Source organism: Psychrobacillus sp. AK 1817 (assembly GCF_008807035.1).
Lineage (GTDB): Bacteria > Bacillota > Bacilli > Bacillales_A > Planococcaceae > Psychrobacillus > Psychrobacillus faecigallinarum.
In genome coordinates this window covers 1,207,432-1,224,232 of sequence record NZ_CP031739.1, presented here as the reverse complement: position 1 = coordinate 1,224,232, position 16,801 = coordinate 1,207,432, and the positions used below count along the sequence as shown (strand labels likewise).

The window sequence follows — 16,801 nt, the reverse complement described above, 5'->3', positions numbered from 1 at the left end:
AATAGCTTATGTTATAAAATGACTGGATTTTTCTTTTTAACCCAGACAAGAGTGATAACCCAAGTACAGATTAAGATTAATGCACCGACTACAAATGGTATGTTGATATTCACATCAAATAAAATACCTGCTAGAGCCGGACCAATCATATTACCTAAACTCATATACGCATTGTTCATACCAGCAGCAAACCCTTGTTCATTGCCAGCAAGTTTAGAGACAATTGTATTTACAGCTGGACGAATCAATGTTGTAGCAATTGAGAAGGCAGTTGCTAAAAATAAAATAAGCCAGAAAGAGTCTACTAAAAAGAAAAGTACTAATGATACAGCCGCAACCACTAAGTTAACAAGAATAACATTTAATTCGCCAAAGCGTTTAAAGAGTCGGTCTATCACAACAGTTTGGATAACTACCCCTACAAATCCACCCACAGTTAAAATAGCAGCGATTCGTTGAGGACTATAATCATATTTGTGATCTACATACAATGAAAAGGTTGATTGGAAGTTAGCAATTCCAAATGAGAAAACAAAAATGATAAATAACATCATAAAGTAAGGCGTGTATATAGAGCTTTTCATTTGTGAAAGGATATTTTCACGTTTTTTAATAGTAGGTGTTAGTTCACTAATTACATTTTTAATGTCAGGCAAGATAACTAAGGAGACTATTGCGGAAAGAAAAGATACAACTGCAGCCATGTAAAATGGAAAGGATAAACTTACACCTGCTAAAAACCCTCCGATAGCCGGCCCTATCATAAAGCCTAATGACATGGAAGCCCCAATGTAGCCCATGCCTTTTCCACGATCTTCAAGGCTTGTTAAGTCAGCGACAAATGCCATAGTAGCTGGTACTAAAAATGCTCCGCCAACTCCCCCCATAAACCTTGCAATATAGAGCATCCATTCGTCTGTGGCTAAACCAAACCATAATTGTGATAAGGAGAAGACGATCAAACCAATAATGATTAATTTTTTTCTTCCGTATTTATCGGATAGTTCACCAGCTAATGGTGAAAATATAAATTGTCCTAAAGCATAGGAAGCAATGATAAATCCTAATGCTTGCCCAGCGACGCCAAAAGTCTCCAAATATGAAGGCATTACTGGGATAACAATTCCTATCCCTGACATTACGATAAACATATTGAACATTAGTATATATAATGCAAATTTATTTCTTTTTTCTGTCATAATGGTTCCTGCTTTCTTTCATACTATTATCATCTATCGATAATATCATATTTTCTCTATAATACATACCTTCGTGTCCCGAAAAAATTTCACTTGCGACCTTCTTGAAAAACTTGATAATACATGGCTAATTTTCACTTTAGGCGAACGCTTTCCGCGGGGGAGCAATAAGCCATCCCCGTCGCTTGTGCGTCGGTTGTGATGTCTTATCTGTCTCCCTAATCCCGCAGGAGTCGTCGCCTGTCGCTACAATCATATATAGTAATGATAAAGTAGTACGGAGAAACTACCTCAAGAACATATTGTATGGTTATATGATCAATCCTATTAATAAAATTGCAGTAAAATTTTAGATAATAGATGACTGATTTTCGCTTTAGGCGAACGCTTTCCGCGGGGGGAGCGATAAGCCATCACCGTCGCTTGCGCGTCGATTGTGAGGGCTTATCTGTCTCCCTAATCCCTCAGGAGTCGTCGCCTGTCGCTACAATCATAATAGTGTAGTAACGATGAAGTAGCGTGGAGAAACTACCTCAAGAACATATTGTATGGTTATATGATCTATCCCATTAATAAATTTACAGGGAAATCTTTGGGCAATAGATGGCTGATTTCCGCTTTAGGCGAACGCTTTCCGCGGGGGAGCGATAAGCCATCACCGTCGCTAACGTGTCGATTGTGATGTCTTATCTGTCTCCCTAATCCCGCAGGAGTCGTCGCCTGTCGCTACAATCATATATGGTGTACTAATGATGGTGTAGATTTAGCTAAAAAGACTTTTTGCTGGTTTCATTGGCTAGGCAAAAGGAGGATGGCCGTGACGTGAGTCGCGACCATCCTCTCTATAATTTTTTAATAATATTTAAGTTAATTAAAGGGTAAATGTTAATTTGCTAATTTACTTTGAACCCATTTTAAATTTCAAGAACAACTCGTTATAAACACCTAACATTTCAAGTCCTAGGTTATTGTATACTTCTAAATTGTCTCGAGCTTCTTCGGAAGGATAGAAGCGTTCGTCTGTTATGACTTCTTCGTCCATTAGCTCCATTGCTGCAGTATTAGGTGTAGAGTACCCCACATAATCTGCATTTTGTGCAGCGACCTCTGGATCTAACATGAAGTTGATAAATGCATGAGCGCCTTCGATGTTTGCCGAGGTTTTAGGGATTACCATGTTGTCAAACCATAGATTAGAACCTTCTTCAGGAACAGAGTAATCTAGTTCTTCATTTTCCCACATCATATCAGCAGCTTGTCCCGACCAAGTAAGCGCAACGGCTGCTTCCTCGTTTACCATAAGCTGTGTTACTTCATCACCAATAATAGCCTTTACATTAGGCGATAGCTTTTGAAGTTTCTCTAAAGTCTCTTGAAGCTCAGTTTCATCAGTTGAGTTCAAGGAATGGCCAAGGCTATTTAACCCCATTCCGATTACCTCACGCGCTCCATCTACTAAAAGGACCTTGCCTTGGAGTGAAGAATCCCATAAATCATCCCAACTTTCAAATGACTGGTCATCTAAAAGGGAAGGATTATAAACGATTCCTACTGTTCCCCAAAAGTAGGGAACTGAAAATTCATTTTTAGGATCGAAGGATAAATCTAAAAAGTAAGGATCTATATTTGCCATGTTTGGGATTTTCGATTGATCAATTGGAAGAAGTAAGTCATTTTCCTTCATTTTTTCGATAGCATACTCAGAAGGTACAGCTATGTCATAGGAAGTTCCACCTTGTTCAATTTTGGTCATCATTGCTTCATTAGAGTCGAATGTTTCATAGACAACACGATAACCAGATTCTTCTTCGAATTGATTGATTAACTCAGGATCTATATATTCACCCCAGTTGTAAATAGTAACTGTATCACTACCAGCATTGCCGGAGCTTTTCCCTAAGTAGTCATTCGCTACAAACAATCCTATACAAACAATAATAATTGCTACTGACGCTTTCACAATATCTTTCATTTTCTTACCCCCATTCCTGTAGGGTTTTTCCCGCCACGTTGGCTAATAAAGTAATAGCCCACTACTAACAATAAAGTGACGATGAAAATAATTCCTGAAAGTGCATTAATTGTTAGAGTGATTCCGGCACGAGCCATAGAATAAATCTCTACTGATAATGTACTAAAACCATTCCCAGTGACAAAGAAAGTCACTGCAAAGTCATCTAATGAGTAAGTCAATGCCAGGAAGAATCCTGCAAAGATTCCCGGTTTGATGAAAGGGATAATAACTCTTCTTAAAATGTCTCTTCTAGTGGCACCTAAATCGGCTGCTGCATCTATTAACGAGCTGTTCATTTCTTGAAGTTTTGGCAATACCATTAAGACTACGATTGGAATACTAAAAGCAATATGAGAAATTAATACTGAGGCAAAGCCTAACTTAACCCCAACCATAGTAAATAGAATCAAGAAGGAGGCACCAATAACCACGTCTGGGCTAACAATTAATACGTTATTCAAGGATAATATTGAGTTCCTTAAGGATTTGTTTCGAATATAAACTATACCTAAGGAACCAAGAACACCTATTACGGTCGAAATCAATGCAGATAGTAACGCCACAATAACAGTGTTGATAAGAATCATAATTAGACGAGTGTCAGAAAACACTGCTGCATAGTGCTCCCAAGTAAAGGACTCAAAGTCATTCATCGTACCACCGCTATTAAATGAATAGAATATCAAATAAAAAATAGGTACATAAAGAATAACGAAGATCAGGGCTAAAAATATTTTTGCCGACTTACTTGTTTTTTCCATTAGAAGTGGCCCCCTTTTCTCTTTGTCCTGTAATGATCATGACAATTACCATAAAGATAATTAAAAACACGGCGATGGTTGAACCCATTCCCCAGTTTTGTGTTACAAGGAACTGTTGTTCAATAGCAGTACCTAGTGTAATTACTTTGTTCCCTGCAATTAATCGAGTAATCATAAATAATGAGAGGGAGGGAATGAATACAGCTTGAATCCCGGCCTTTACACCATTAATAGTTAAAGGAAAGATGACCTTAGAAAAGGTTGTCCAGCTTGAAGCCCCTAAGTCTCTACTTGCATCTATAAGAGATGGATTTAACTTATCGAGCGAGTTAAAGATAGGGAGAATCATAAATGGTATGAAAATGTACACCGATACAAAAATAAAACTAAAATCAGTAAATAGTATTTGCTGTTCACCTATGCCAAAAACATTTAAAAATGCATTGATTGGACCATATAAACCAAAGATCCCGATAAACGCATATGTTTTTAATAGAAGGTTAATCCATGATGGAATAATGATTAAAAGTAACCATAATTGTTTGTGCTTTGTTTTAGTTAAAAGATAAGCTGTTGGATACGCAATGAGCAAAGAAAATAAGGTAATTAAAAATGCGTACCAGAATGAGCTAAGTGTTAACTTTAAATATACAGAAGTAAAAAAGTTCTTATAGTTATCTAATGTAAAGCTTCCGCTTAAGTCGAAGAAGGAATAATAAGCGATTAATGCTATTGGAGCTATGACAAAGAATAGTATCCAAGCATAGTAGGGTATCAGATAAAGCGTTTTAGCTTTTTTAGTTTCCATAAGCGTCTTCCCCATAAGACTCAAGTCGTTTGTCAAATTCTTCTTCTGTTTCATTTAGACGCATAACATGAATAGACTCCGGATCGAAATCTAATCCAATCATTTCACCTACAGCTGCTTTTTTAGTTGAATGAACTAACCACTCATTTCCTTCTTCATCGTAAGTGGATAGCTCATAGTGAACGCCTCTAAATAGTTGGGTATCTACTTTCACTTTCATCTTCCCATTATCTACTCCAGTAATTTCTAAATCCTCTGGGCGAATAACGATATCAACCTTCTCATTTGGATTTAACCCTTGGTCCACACATTCAAATTCCTTACCACCAATATGCACACGGAAATCTGCGACCATTGTTCCTTCTACAATATTAGATTCACCGATAAAGTCCGCAACAAAGCGATTGATAGGTTCATCATAAATATCCATAGGAGTTCCACTTTGTTCAATATTTCCGGCATTCAATACAAATATTTCATCGGACATAGCAAGTGCTTCTTCTTGGTCATGCGTAACAAAGATAAAAGTTTTTCCGAGACGTTGCTGTAACTCACGAAGCTCGTACTGCATTTCTGAACGTAGCTTTAGGTCAAGCGCTGAAAGTGGCTCGTCTAGTAATATAATTTCAGGGTCATTGACTATTGCACGGGCGATAGCAACACGTTGTCTTTGTCCCCCAGACATTTCTGCTATTTCTCTATACTCATAACCGCTTAAATTAACAAATCTCAATGCTTCTAATACTTTGTCTTCTATATCTTTTTTTGCTAATTTTTTTATGCGTAGACCAAATGCTACGTTTTCAAAAACATTTAAGTGAGGAAACAAAGCGTAGTCCTGAAATACGGTATTAACTTGGCGTTCGTTGGCTGGTACATTGTTGATTAGTTTTCCATTAAAATAAATGCTCCCACTTGAAGGCTGCATAAATCCTGCGATTAAGCGGAGAATAGTTGTTTTCCCACAACCTGATGGTCCTAATAACGTATAAAATTTTCCGCGTTCTAATTCAAAATTAATGTTACTAAGTACGGTAGTGTCCTCATCATAAAATTTAGTGACGTTTTCAAAGCGAATAATAGGTGTCTCTGACATAATAACCCTCCATTTTCATAAGTAAGAATTGGTGACGGCATAAATAACCTTCGCGATATCATCCGATGCATTTTGTAAAAGATGGTGATCAGATGCTTCAAAATAGAGGGATTCTCCTATTGATGCGAAGTAGTGCTGCTTGCCTAATGTTAACTGGACGCGACCGTGTAAAACATATATGAATGTTTGAGATAGGGACGGTTCGAACTCTTTAAATTGCCCGCCTTTATCAAGAATAATAAGTACTGGCTCCATATCATTTTCATTGGATTCTGAGATAAGCCAGTGCAGTGTATACTTTTTTTCTTCATCTACATTAACGGTTTGTTCTTCTTTTTCAAAAACAACCTTTGTTCTACTGTGTTCATCATCAAAGAAATCCTTAGGCTTACAACCTAAAACATTTAAGATGGAAAAAAGAGTTTCAATAGAAGGAGAATTGAGGTCACGTTCAAGCTGAGAAATAAAACCCTTACTTAAATCTGTCCTTTCTCCAAGCTCCTCTTGAGTAAGTCCTTTTTTCAACCGTAATTGCTTAATTTTTTTACCTATTTGCATGTAATTACGCTCCTTCTTTTATTTGAAATAAAGAGCTTTTCCATAAAACAAAGTTTATTTTAACATAACTTTAAGTTTACTTTAACAACTTTTTAATGATTTTACAAAAAAAAATTATTCCATTTTTTATTGAATGAAATAATCGGTAGTTTTTGTCCTGCATACTATAACAATGGATGACAGAAAAAGGAGAGAATTTAATGCGGTTAAGAGAGGAGTTACCGGAGTTTCCGAATTCGGCAATATGGTTAAACGGAGCATGGTCAAAGGAACAACTAATGGGAGAAAAGCCTGTTCTTGTCTATTTTTGGTCTGTTAGCTGTCAAGCCTGCAAAAGGGCTCCATCAGTGATTAACTTATGGAAAAGCAAATATGGAGATCGTTTTAATGTAATCGCTGTTCATATGCCAAGATCCCAAGAGGATGCTAATACAAGTATTGTTCAATCTACAGCTGCTGCTATCGGTATAAATCATTCGATATTCTTAGATCATGATTTAACCATTTCTAAAAAATATCAGAATCAAATGGTTCCTAACTTTTACTTGTTTGATAAAAAAGGACAGCTAAGACATAGGCAAACAGGGGAGTACGGTTGGCACATGCTAGAAAAGCGACTTGTATTGTTGATAAATGAACGTTAGTTATGAAAATGGCTATAGTGAAATCTCATAGCCGAGGAACAGCTGATGTGTTAAACTAATGGCAATTAGTTCTAGGAGGCGCAGTTATGCATAAGGAATTTGTTGTTATTGGTTTAGGTCGTTTCGGAGGAAGTATCGTAAAAGAGTTAATGGAGCAAGGCGCGGATGTAATGGCAATCGATAAAATTCAAGAACGAGTAGATGAGTTCGCTACAATAGCAACTCATGCGGTTATTGCGGATACAACAGACGAGGCAGTTTTAAAATCTCTTGGGATAAGAAATTTTGAACACGTGATTGTTGCAATAGGGGATGACATTCAATCAAGTATTTTGACTACACTTATGCTAAAAGAAATAGGTGTGAAAAAAATTACAGTGAAGGCTCAAAATGATTATCATGAAAAAGTGTTACGAAAAATAGGTGCAGATCAAGTAGTTCATCCAGAACGAGACATGGGGATACGAATTGCCAATAACATCATTTCTAATAATGTATTAGATTATTTGGAGCTATCCGATGAGCATTCGATTATGGAAATCAAAGTAAACGAGAAAATTGCTGGGTTCTCAATTATAGATTTGGATATCCGTGCGAGATATGGCATTAACATTGTTGCGGTTAAACGAGGAAAGGATATCATCGTCTCACCTCAAGCCCACGATAAAATGCAACTAAATGATGTACTTATTATAATTGGTGCAGATGTTGATATTAATCGCTTTGAAAAGAAAGTTTTATCTTAACTAAGCCAAGGGACTAATCCCTTGGCTTTTATATTTATTAAAATAAATAAATTTTAGATTATAAAACATTCGTTCAATATGAAATAAACAAGCAAAAATAATATTTAAAGTATAGGTGAGTCTTAATATGATAAGAGCGTTCCAATTGGAGCGCTCTTTTATTTTTGTATATTTTTCTAAAAGATAGACACATTAAGCATAAGAATGGAGGGATTAGGATGAAGAATAAAAGGTATGTTCTTACTATTATGTCTGTTATTTTATCAACAGGTATACTATTCGGATGCAACGGTACCGATGAAAATGAGCCGGACCCAAGTGAAGAGCCTTCTGAGCAGCAAAAAGATGAGAATCAATAATTGCCGTTTATAAATACAGTATCCAAGTATCGATAAGTCTTAAAAAGAGAGTATAAAACGTTAATTCGTTTATATGTTCTCTTTTTGTTTGGCAAAATTTTTGAATAGGTGATGCTTACTTTAAATTTGGTGAAAGAGCTCTCACATAATATTAATATTTCCAAGTATTTTGAGATTTAATACTTTATTATTAGCTAACACTTGTCGATTGTAGTAAATGACTTGAAGAAACCAAGTAGCCGAAGCGCCGAGTCTGAGGTCGTGCTTTTGGAAAGTGTGGCTTATGAATATCTGAATCGATGATTTCTTACTATATATTGTAAAAAAAAGACTGTAGACAATTTCAAATTTCTTTGAGTTTGCCTACAGTCCGAAGCATCAAATAAAATGATGCTTTTATATAATTTATACTTCCATAATGATTGGTAAAATCATTGGGCGACGTTTTGTTTTTTCATATAAATAAGGGCTTAACACATCTGTAATTTCATTTTTTAGCTCAGACCATTCAATAGACTTGTCCTGTATAGTGTATCTTAAATGCTTGTTTAACATTTGCTGAGCTTCATTGATCATCGTGCCTGATTCTCTCATGTAAACGAATCCTCTAGAAATAATATCTGGACCTGACACAATTTTCTTTCTTTCCATATCAGCACTAACAACTACAATTACTAGGCCTTCTTCTGAAAGAATACGGCGATCTCTTAGCACAATATTCCCGATGTCTCCAATACCGCTACCATCAATATATACATCACCAGAAGGGATACGTCCTGCCACGTGAGCTTCAGTTGAGCTCAAAGCAAGAACGTCGCCATTTTCCATAATAAATGTATTTTCAATTGGTACATCACAATCTGCAGCAAGCTCGGTATGAAGTTTTAACATACGGAACTCCCCATGAATAGGCATAAAGAATTTAGGTTTCATCAAACGCAGCATAAGCTTTTGTTCTTCTTGAGAACCGTGCCCAGATGTATGGACGTTATTTAAGGAACCATGAATTACTTCTGCGCCAGCACGGAACAATAGGTTAATCGTTCTGTTTACGCTTGCTCTATTACCTGGAATAGGTGAAGAAGAAAATACAACGGTATCTCCAGGCTGAATTTGAATTTGTCGGTGAGTACCGTTAGCAATTCTAGATAGGGCAGCCATTGGTTCACCTTGGCTACCGGTACATAGTATTAATACTTCGTTTGCCGGTAGTCGATTTAAAGCACTTGTATCTATAAACATTTCCTTAGGGGCTGTAATATATCCGAGCTCTCTCCCGATGGTAATGTTATTATCCATACTTCTTCCAAAAACAGCAATTTTACGATTATGATGCACTGCGGCATCGATAACCTGTTGAAGTCTATGGATGTTAGAAGCGAAGGTTGCAAAAATAATACGGCCATTCACTTTACGGAAAATGGAATCCATACTTTCTCCAACTTTACGTTCGGACATTGTGAAATTAGGAACCTCTGCATTAGTGCTATCAGAAAGTAGACAAAGAACACCATCGCGTCCGATTTCAGCCATTTTAGTCAAATTGGCTGGTTCGCCAACAGGGGTAAAATCAAACTTGAAATCTCCTGTATGCACAATATTACCAGGAGGGGTTTTCACCACAATCCCGAAAGCATCAGGTATACTATGCGTAGTCCTAAAAAAGCTAACTGCGGTTTTTCTAAATTTAATTATATCGTCTTCTTCAATCACATTCATTTTTGTTTGACGAAGTAAACCATGCTCTTCTAATTTATTGCGAAGTAATCCTAGTGCTAGTTTGCTCCCGTATACTGGAACATTAAGTTGCTTTAGTAAGTAAGGGATTCCACCGATATGGTCTTCGTGACCATGCGTAATGAATAATCCTTTAATCTTGTCTACATTTTTAACTAAATAAGTGTAGTCCGGAATAACATAATCAATCCCAAGAAGGTCATCCTCAGGGAATTTAATACCAGCATCAATCAGAATGATTTCATCTTGAAACTGAACTCCATACGTATTTTTGCCGATTTCACCTAGTCCGCCGAGGGCGAAAACAGCAGTTTGATCATTTTTTACAAATTTCATAAATTATAACTCTTCTACTTTGAAATTTGGGCTTGCTTGTTCGTATTCCAAGTGGTTTCCTTCAAGCAGCTGGATAAGCTCAATATTATACTTGCGGTCCTTTAGAAGGGAGCGAACTTCGCGTTCGGATTCTCCCTCAACATATAAGCTCTTTGTGTTTTCGCGAACTGGTACTTCTAGTGCATTTTCTTGATAATAAACTTTATAAATCATTTTTATACTCTCCTTTTTCACGTTCATAATAAATCAATTCTCTTTATATTATCACGCCACTTCTTTAAAATAAAGAAAAGCCCTCCAAATTTTGAAGGGCAAGACATTTGACTTAAGCAATAGTTTTATTTCTGAGCATTCCGCCGAGTCGTCTCAACAATTTCCTTTTCAGGCGTTTCAACATGGCAATCCACTCCTTAAGACGTATTATATACTAAAAAATTAAATTTGTAAAGGTTTTTAACAGAAAAGTCAAATAATTCGAATCGGAAAAGAGGAAAATTTTGATGGTACAAAAAGTATTGATTTTTGACATTGATGGCACTATTTTAGATATGGAGAAAAATATACCTACAGGTGTAGAAGAAGCATTTAAACAAGCAAGAGCAAATGGACATATCACTGTGATTGCTACTGGAAGAGCTCCATTTCTTGCCAAAGCAATCGTAGAACAGTTACAAATAGATTCCTATATTAGCTACAATGGTCAAATTGTCCAATTTGAAGGTAAGACTATACATAAAGGTATTATTGACAAGGAAGAACTTAAAAAGCTTTCTGAATTTGCTGCTTTGAAAGATCAGCCTTTAGTATACATGGACACCAATGAAATGGTTTCCAATGTTCCAGATCATCAAGATGTAATTGAAAGTATTTCAACATTAAAAGTTGGCTTTCCTCGGAAAGCAGAAGATTTTTATTTGAACAATGATATTCATCAATCTCTTGTCTTTTGCAATGAAGAAATCCAAAAGGAATATGAAGAGGCATTTCCCAACTTGTCGTTTATACGGTGGCACAGAGTTTCATGTGATGTGCTTCCAAAAGGGATGTCTAAAGCAATAGGGATAGAAATTCTTTTAGATTATTTAGGTAAAGACAGAAAAGATGCAATTGCTTTTGGTGATGGTTTAAATGATGTAGAAATGTTGAAATTTGTAGGTACAGGAGTTGCGATGGGTAATGCAGAGGAAGAACTTAAGAAACACGCTACAATAGTGACAGATCATGTTGCTGAAAATGGGTTAGTAAATGCAATGAAGAAATTAGAGTTAATTTAAAGGAGTTACATATGAACGAGCAAAAAAACAAAAACGTATTAATTTATGGAGACGCCTTCGTTGATTATATTGCAGAGGATCAGACAAATAGAAAATTCACTAAATTTTTAGGTGGGGCTACAGTAAATGTTGCTGCAGGTATTGGTAGACTAGGGGCTTCCTCATCTTTTATTACGATAATTGGAGAGGATGAAACCTCGAAGTTTGTCAGAAGAGAATTGGAGGCAGAAGGAGTAAATCTTTCGTATGCCCAAGTGAATTCAGAGAAATGTGTAAGTGGTGTCTATGTTCATTTGACTGAAAATAATGATCGACATTTTCACACGTACGTTGATGATACTCCTGATTTGCAAGTAAATTTCTCCATGATTAACGAAAAAGCTTTTGAACAAGCGGCAGTATTCCATTTTTGCTCTGGGACGTTATTTCATCCAACAGCACGTAAAACTACACGGAACATTGTTGATAAAATAAAAAAATCTAGTGCTCTTTTATCTTGTGACGCAAACATACGACCTTTGCGCTGGGAAACAGAACAGAATTGTAGAGAAACGATTTGCTCTTTTCTTCATGATATAGACATTTTTAAATTGACGGAAGAAGAGCTATTCTTTTTGACAGAAACAAGCTCCCGGTTGGAAGGGCTTAATAAGCTAGCTCCTTACAATATTCCAATTGTTCTTGTAACAGTTGGTGCAGAGGGAACGTACGCCCTTATTGACGGAGAATTGGTTCATATCCCTGTTGAAAAAGTAGTGGCTATAGATACAACTGGGGCTGGCGATGCCTTTATGGCTGGGATTTTATCGAAAATCCAATCAGAGGGTAAGCCAGAAACAAAAGAAGAATGGATCGAGTATATCGCTTTTGGAAATAAACTCGGTTCTATTTGTGCAACTAAGTTTGGTGCACTATCTGCGATGCCAAGACTATCTGATTTAAAATAATTTGCAGTAAGACTATAGACGGACAGCATCCATCTGGTGGTGTTTATCTATAGTCTTTTTCTAACCTTGTTATTTTCTCCAATACAAAAAAGGTTCGCCTTTTCAAAGGCAAACCTTTCTTCGGTATAACAATAAGAAGGTACTATTTACGTTCATATGGGAATGCGTCAGGAATTTCCTCATATGGATTTTGTGGATTGATATGGTCATAAAACATAATTCCGTTTAAATGATCTAATTCATGTTGAAATGCGATAGCTGCTAAGCCTTTTAAACGTTTTTTGAAGGGAGTCCCGTCTGGATGAAAACCTGTTGCGGTAATACGTGCATATCGTGGAACATAACCTTCAATAACTTCGTCCACTGAGAGACATCCTTCTCCAGCCGCTATGTATGTTTTCTCTACAGAATGGCTAATAATTTTAGGATTAACTGCCACAAAGCTGACTTCATTTTCATCTTCGTCGGTTAAATGTAAGGCGAACATCCTTTTAGATACATTTACTTGCGGAGCAGCAATTCCAATCCCCGGTCGAAGGTTGTATTTCTTCACCATTTCATCATCTTGACTATTTATAACATATTGCAATAAGTCATGAGCAAGTGTTTGTTCCTCTTCTGAAAGTGGAAATGTTAACTCATCTGTTTTCTTACGTAGAGTAGGATGGCCGTCTCTAATTATATCTTGCATTAAAATCATCATAATCGTCCTTTCAAATTTCATATTCCTATTATATCGAATTATGTCGTTTTACTAAACAAAAAGGTATATCGTCAGTTGAATTTAATAACTAGAACAATTATAGTTGAAAATGGTATAGGAGGTTGCTGTATGAAAAAAATTAAATTCATAATTCCTTTAAGTATGCTTCTACTCCTTACGGCTTGTTCTTTTGGAGAGAGCACGGAGGAAAAACTGTCCAATGTATTAACCGAAATCTATGAAACTGAGAAAGGGTATAGAGAAGTGCAACCCTTATTAGCGGAAACTGAGTTAAAAGAACTAACCAATTTTCAAAGTATGATGGAGTTAACTCAAGACCAACAGGATGAGCTGAGTGCTCAAGTAGAGGCAACTGCTACTCTTTTAGAGGAACGTTTAGCATTGGTGAAAAAAGAAAAAGAATCGATTGCTAAGGCAAATGAAAAACTTGCAGATTTAGAAGCAGTCATCTCTGATGCAAAAGAAGAATCTGAAAAGGAAAGTATACGTTTAGTGGAAGAGGCCTTAAAGAATCGCTACGCTGCCCATGATAAGTTGGTTGAACAATACAATTCTCTTGCTAGTTTGCAAGAATCGCTTTATAACATGCTGGTTGATGAGGAAGCTAATGTTACTTCGATTCAGGAGAAGGTTGCAGAGGTCAATAAGCAAAATGAAGTGGTGCAACACTCTGTCAAGGAATTTAATGATTTAACAACGCATTTAAACGAAGTGAAGGATCAAGCCTTTTCAACACTTCAAAATCAAGAATAATCTCTACTAATTGCAGCCCTATTAAAGGGCTGCTTTTTTTGTGAAAAAATAATATAAATTTAGCGCCATGAAACAGATGTTCATGGTATTTTTATTATTTCGAAGCTATGGCAGAGATGTTACACATCTAACGACTATTTATAGTATGAAGGATTAAGAATACCTTACAGCGACTATTGTCGGAAAAATCACACGACAAGTGATGAAGCAGACAAAGGCACTTGAGATTTCTTTTGATTAGATTGCATAAAAAGATAGGAAGTGTAAAAAATAACAGAGGTGGTATGTATATTGAAGAGGTTGTTAAACCATATGCTTATGTTGTTTCAGTTATAAGTAAGATTTAAAATATTTTAATTTCATACAAGGTGTTTAGAGGGTGTTCTTTACTACTTAAGTTAATTTCATTAATTGAATTACTCAAAAAGAAGCGTGAACTGTATGATTGACTAAAAGCTCCCCGAGAACAGAAACTATTTGTATTGTATTTAATATAATTTTGACTTTTGGATCAATACTATTAATAAAATAAATTTTAAGCATATAATTCAAACTGATATAGTACAGACATAATTAATTAGTAGTACAGAAATGAATGTTTATAATATTCTAATATAAAATTAGTAGAATTCTAGATGATTGACCGACCATTTATTCTTGAGTATACTTAAATGGAATTGCGCTTGTACCAATCAAGAAGTAAATAAATTTTAATACAGAGGAAAAGGAGAGGTGCTTTATGGCTTCAAACAAGGAAAAACAGTTTGACCCAATGAAAACGCTTCATGAGATCGAAGAAAAATTTGAAATGTTCCAGATATTGAACGAAGAAGGGGAAATTGTTAACGAACAAGCGAACCCTAATTTATCTGATGAAGATTTAGTAGAACTAATGAGTCGCATGGTTTATACAAGAATTCTGGACCAACGTTCTATTTCCTTAAATCGTCAAGGACGTCTTGGCTTCTACGCGCCTACAGCAGGGCAAGAGGCTTCTCAGCTTGCATCTCATTTTGCTTGTGAAAAAGAAGACTTCATCTTACCTGGCTATCGTGATGTTCCACAAATAGTATGGCATGGTTTACCTTTATGGCAAGCGTTCCTATTTTCACGTGGTCATTTTATGGGTAACCAAATTCCAGAAGGCGTAAACGTGTTCCCACCACAAATTATTATTGGTGCACAATTTATTCAAGCAGCTGGAGTAGCTTTAGGAATGCAAAAACGCGGTAAAAAATCTATTGCTATTACATATACAGGAGATGGTGGTTCTTCACAAGGTGACTTCTACGAAGGTATTAACTTCGCAGGTGCTTTCCGTGTGCCAGCTGTGTTTATCGTCCAAAACAACCAATACGCTATTTCAACTCCTCGTGAGCTACAAACAGCAGCAAAAACAATTGCACAAAAAGGTATTGCAGCGGGATTACCAAGTATCGTTGTAGACGGAATGGATCCGCTTGCTGTATACGTGGCTACAAAGGATGCAAGAGACCGTGCTGTTAAAGGAGAAGGGCCAAGCCTAATTGAGACAGTTTGTTACCGTTATGGTCCGCATACAATGGCTGGAGATGACCCAACACGTTACCGTACTTCTGAAACAGATTCAGAGTGGGAAAAGAAAGATCCTCTAGTACGTTTCCGTAAATATTTAGAAGGTAAAGGTATTTGGAGTGAAGAAAAGGAAGCAGAAGTAATTGAGAGAGCGAAAGAAGAAATTAAAGACGCTATCAAAAAAGCAGATGCTGCTCCAAAACAAAAAGTGACAGATTTGATTAATATTATGTATGAAGAAAATCCATATAACTTAGATGAGCAATTAGCTTACTATACAGAGAAGGAGTCGAAGTAACCGATGGCACAAATGACGATGATTCAAGCAATTACGGATGCTCTCCGTAATGAGCTTAAAAATGATGAAAATGTGTTAGTCTTCGGTGAAGACGTTGGTAATAACGGCGGTGTATTCCGTGCAACTGAAGGTCTACAAAAAGAGTTTGGGGAAGATCGAGTATTTGATACACCCCTTGCAGAATCAGGTATTGGCGGGTTGGCAGTGGGTCTTTCTCTACAAGGATTCCGTCCAGTTCCAGAGATTCAATTCTTTGGTTTCGTATACGAAGTAATGGATTCTATCAGTGGGCAATTAGCTCGCATGCGTTTCCGTACAGGTGGAGCATTTAATGCGCCTGTTACAATTCGTTCTCCGTTTGGTGGAGGCGTTCATACACCTGAGATGCATGCGGATAGCTTGGAGCTTCTAATGACTTCTACTCCAGGAGTAAAAGTAGTTATTCCATCTACACCGTACGATGCAAAAGGTTTATTGATATCTGCCATTCGTGATAATGACCCTGTAATCTTCTTAGAACATATGAAATTATATCGTTCTTTCCGTGGTGAGGTGCCAGAGGAAGAATATACAATTCCACTTGGAAAAGCAGATGTAAAGCGTGAGGGCACTGACTTAACAATTATTGCATACGGTGCAATGGTTCAGGAGAGCTTAAAAGCTGCTGAGGAACTAGAAAAAGAAGGTCATTCCGTTGAAGTAGTTGATCTTCGCACTGTGCAACCATTAGATATTGAAACAATTATTGCTTCTGTTGAAAAAACGAATCGTGCTATCGTTGTACAAGAAGCTCAAAAACAAGCAGGTATAGCAGCAAATGTAGTAGCAGAAATTACTGAAAGAGCTATATTAAGCTTAGAGGCTCCTGTATTACGTGTAGCTGCACCAGATACTGTATTCCCATTCTCTCAAGCAGAAACAGTTTGGCTGCCAAACTCAAAGGATATAGTAGAAACAGCGAAGAAAGTATTAAACTTCTAATAAAAACAAACA

General features: G+C 36.6%; 17 protein-coding genes. 8 read left to right on the top strand and 9 right to left on the bottom strand.

Annotated elements, in window-relative coordinates:
• Positions 1–11 precede the first annotated feature (11 nt).
• From D0S48_RS06355 to D0S48_RS06330, 6 genes are all read right to left on the bottom strand, one after another.
• Complete coding sequence (locus D0S48_RS06355; RefSeq protein WP_151110689.1) at positions 12–1,199, bottom strand: MFS transporter; 1,188 nt, start codon at positions 1,197–1,199, stop codon at positions 12–14.
• A gap of 898 nt (positions 1,200–2,097) precedes the next feature.
• Positions 2,098–3,171 carry an ABC transporter substrate-binding protein gene (locus D0S48_RS06350; protein WP_151110687.1) on the bottom strand — a complete coding sequence of 358 codons (1,074 nt, stop codon included), beginning with the start codon at positions 3,169–3,171 and terminating at the stop codon, positions 2,098–2,100.
• Positions 3,168–3,974, bottom strand: coding sequence for an ABC transporter permease (locus D0S48_RS06345; RefSeq protein ID WP_144537878.1), 807 nt, complete (start codon positions 3,972–3,974; stop codon positions 3,168–3,170). Before D0S48_RS06345 ends, D0S48_RS06350 begins: the two co-directional genes overlap by 4 nt.
• Positions 3,958–4,782, bottom strand: a complete 825-nt coding sequence (locus D0S48_RS06340) for an ABC transporter permease (RefSeq protein WP_151110685.1) — start codon at positions 4,780–4,782, stop codon at positions 3,958–3,960. The genes D0S48_RS06345 and D0S48_RS06340 overlap by 17 nt, the downstream gene beginning before the upstream one ends.
• A complete protein-coding gene (locus D0S48_RS06335) occupies positions 4,772–5,878 on the bottom strand; it encodes an ABC transporter ATP-binding protein (protein ID WP_144537882.1) in 1,107 nt (368 codons plus the stop codon). Before D0S48_RS06335 ends, D0S48_RS06340 begins: the two co-directional genes overlap by 11 nt.
• A gap of 15 nt (positions 5,879–5,893) precedes the next feature.
• Positions 5,894–6,436, bottom strand: a complete 543-nt coding sequence (locus D0S48_RS06330; protein WP_151110683.1) for a helix-turn-helix domain-containing protein — start codon at positions 6,434–6,436, stop codon at positions 5,894–5,896.
• A gap of 200 nt (positions 6,437–6,636) precedes the next feature.
• On the opposite strand from D0S48_RS06330, the gene D0S48_RS06325 reads away from it, so the two are divergent.
• The 3 genes from D0S48_RS06325 to D0S48_RS20560 all read left to right on the top strand — a co-directional run bounded on the left by D0S48_RS06325 (position 6,637) and on the right by D0S48_RS20560 (position 8,185).
• Positions 6,637–7,080, top strand: a complete 444-nt coding sequence (locus D0S48_RS06325; RefSeq protein ID WP_191963878.1) for a TlpA disulfide reductase family protein — start codon at positions 6,637–6,639, stop codon at positions 7,078–7,080.
• A gap of 86 nt (positions 7,081–7,166) precedes the next feature.
• Positions 7,167–7,826, top strand: a complete 660-nt coding sequence (locus D0S48_RS06320) for a potassium channel family protein (RefSeq protein WP_144537888.1) — start codon at positions 7,167–7,169, stop codon at positions 7,824–7,826.
• 218 nt (positions 7,827–8,044) lie between these two features.
• Positions 8,045–8,185 carry a hypothetical protein gene (locus D0S48_RS20560; RefSeq protein WP_191696433.1) on the top strand — a complete coding sequence of 47 codons (141 nt, stop codon included), beginning with the start codon at positions 8,045–8,047 and terminating at the stop codon, positions 8,183–8,185.
• Positions 8,186–8,590: 405 nt separating this feature from the next.
• Here the strand turns inward: D0S48_RS20560 and rnjA are convergent, their stop codons facing one another.
• Entirely contained in the window at positions 8,591–10,258 is a 1,668-nt protein-coding gene (rnjA, locus tag D0S48_RS06315; RefSeq protein ID WP_151110679.1) for a ribonuclease J1, read from the bottom strand.
• Between the two features lie 3 nt (positions 10,259–10,261).
• Positions 10,262–10,471 carry a DNA-dependent RNA polymerase subunit epsilon gene (locus D0S48_RS06310; RefSeq protein WP_144537894.1) on the bottom strand — a complete coding sequence of 70 codons (210 nt, stop codon included), beginning with the start codon at positions 10,469–10,471 and terminating at the stop codon, positions 10,262–10,264.
• Between the two features lie 287 nt (positions 10,472–10,758).
• Between D0S48_RS06310 and D0S48_RS06305 the strand changes: the two genes are divergently transcribed.
• Entirely contained in the window at positions 10,759–11,532 is a 774-nt protein-coding gene (locus D0S48_RS06305; RefSeq protein WP_225321703.1) for a Cof-type HAD-IIB family hydrolase, read from the top strand.
• A gap of 11 nt (positions 11,533–11,543) precedes the next feature.
• Positions 11,544–12,479, top strand: a complete 936-nt coding sequence (locus D0S48_RS06300) for a carbohydrate kinase family protein (RefSeq protein WP_151110675.1) — start codon at positions 11,544–11,546, stop codon at positions 12,477–12,479.
• Between the two features lie 142 nt (positions 12,480–12,621).
• On the opposite strand, the gene def is transcribed toward D0S48_RS06300, so the two are convergent.
• Complete coding sequence (gene def, locus D0S48_RS06295) at positions 12,622–13,179, bottom strand: peptide deformylase (protein WP_151110673.1); 558 nt, start codon at positions 13,177–13,179, stop codon at positions 12,622–12,624.
• A 132-nt stretch (positions 13,180–13,311) separates the two neighbouring features.
• Between def and D0S48_RS06290 the strand changes: the two genes are divergently transcribed.
• From D0S48_RS06290 to D0S48_RS06280, 3 genes are all read left to right on the top strand, one after another.
• Positions 13,312–13,956 (top strand): YkyA family protein, encoded by a 645-nt coding sequence (locus D0S48_RS06290; protein WP_151110671.1) that lies wholly within the window; start codon positions 13,312–13,314, stop codon positions 13,954–13,956.
• Positions 13,957–14,695: 739 nt separating this feature from the next.
• A complete protein-coding gene (pdhA, locus tag D0S48_RS06285) occupies positions 14,696–15,808 on the top strand; it encodes a pyruvate dehydrogenase (acetyl-transferring) E1 component subunit alpha (RefSeq protein ID WP_144537901.1) in 1,113 nt (370 codons plus the stop codon).
• Positions 15,809–15,811: 3 nt separating this feature from the next.
• Positions 15,812–16,789, top strand: coding sequence for an alpha-ketoacid dehydrogenase subunit beta (locus tag D0S48_RS06280; protein WP_144537902.1), 978 nt, complete (start codon positions 15,812–15,814; stop codon positions 16,787–16,789).
• Positions 16,790–16,801: the final 12 nt, after the last annotated feature.

Excerpts from the sequence above, each read along its gene's own strand:
- D0S48_RS06350 (WP_151110687.1), bottom strand. The coding sequence starts at position 3,171 with ATGAAAGATATTGTGAAAGCGTCAGTAGCAATTATTATTGTTTGTATA.
- pdhA (WP_144537901.1), top strand. The coding sequence starts at position 14,696 with ATGGCTTCAAACAAGGAAAAACAGTTTGACCCAATGAAAACGCTTCAT.
- D0S48_RS06340 (WP_151110685.1), bottom strand. The coding sequence starts at position 4,782 with ATGGAAACTAAAAAAGCTAAAACGCTTTATCTGATACCCTACTATGCT.
- D0S48_RS06345 (WP_144537878.1), bottom strand. The coding sequence starts at position 3,974 with ATGGAAAAAACAAGTAAGTCGGCAAAAATATTTTTAGCCCTGATCTTC.
- rnjA (WP_151110679.1), bottom strand. The coding sequence starts at position 10,258 with ATGAAATTTGTAAAAAATGATCAAACTGCTGTTTTCGCCCTCGGCGGA.
- D0S48_RS06330 (WP_151110683.1), bottom strand. The coding sequence starts at position 6,436 with ATGCAAATAGGTAAAAAAATTAAGCAATTACGGTTGAAAAAAGGACTT.
- D0S48_RS06280 (WP_144537902.1), top strand. The coding sequence starts at position 15,812 with ATGGCACAAATGACGATGATTCAAGCAATTACGGATGCTCTCCGTAAT.
- D0S48_RS20560 (WP_191696433.1), top strand. The coding sequence starts at position 8,045 with ATGAAGAATAAAAGGTATGTTCTTACTATTATGTCTGTTATTTTATCA.
- D0S48_RS06355 (WP_151110689.1), bottom strand. The coding sequence starts at position 1,199 with ATGACAGAAAAAAGAAATAAATTTGCATTATATATACTAATGTTCAAT.
- D0S48_RS06310 (WP_144537894.1), bottom strand. The coding sequence starts at position 10,471 with ATGATTTATAAAGTTTATTATCAAGAAAATGCACTAGAAGTACCAGTT.
- D0S48_RS06320 (WP_144537888.1), top strand. The coding sequence starts at position 7,167 with ATGCATAAGGAATTTGTTGTTATTGGTTTAGGTCGTTTCGGAGGAAGT.
- D0S48_RS06335 (WP_144537882.1), bottom strand. The coding sequence starts at position 5,878 with ATGTCAGAGACACCTATTATTCGCTTTGAAAACGTCACTAAATTTTAT.
- D0S48_RS06325 (WP_191963878.1), top strand. The coding sequence starts at position 6,637 with ATGCGGTTAAGAGAGGAGTTACCGGAGTTTCCGAATTCGGCAATATGG.
- def (WP_151110673.1), bottom strand. The coding sequence starts at position 13,179 with ATGATTTTAATGCAAGATATAATTAGAGACGGCCATCCTACTCTACGT.
- D0S48_RS06290 (WP_151110671.1), top strand. The coding sequence starts at position 13,312 with ATGAAAAAAATTAAATTCATAATTCCTTTAAGTATGCTTCTACTCCTT.
- D0S48_RS06305 (WP_225321703.1), top strand. The coding sequence starts at position 10,759 with ATGGTACAAAAAGTATTGATTTTTGACATTGATGGCACTATTTTAGAT.
- D0S48_RS06300 (WP_151110675.1), top strand. The coding sequence starts at position 11,544 with ATGAACGAGCAAAAAAACAAAAACGTATTAATTTATGGAGACGCCTTC.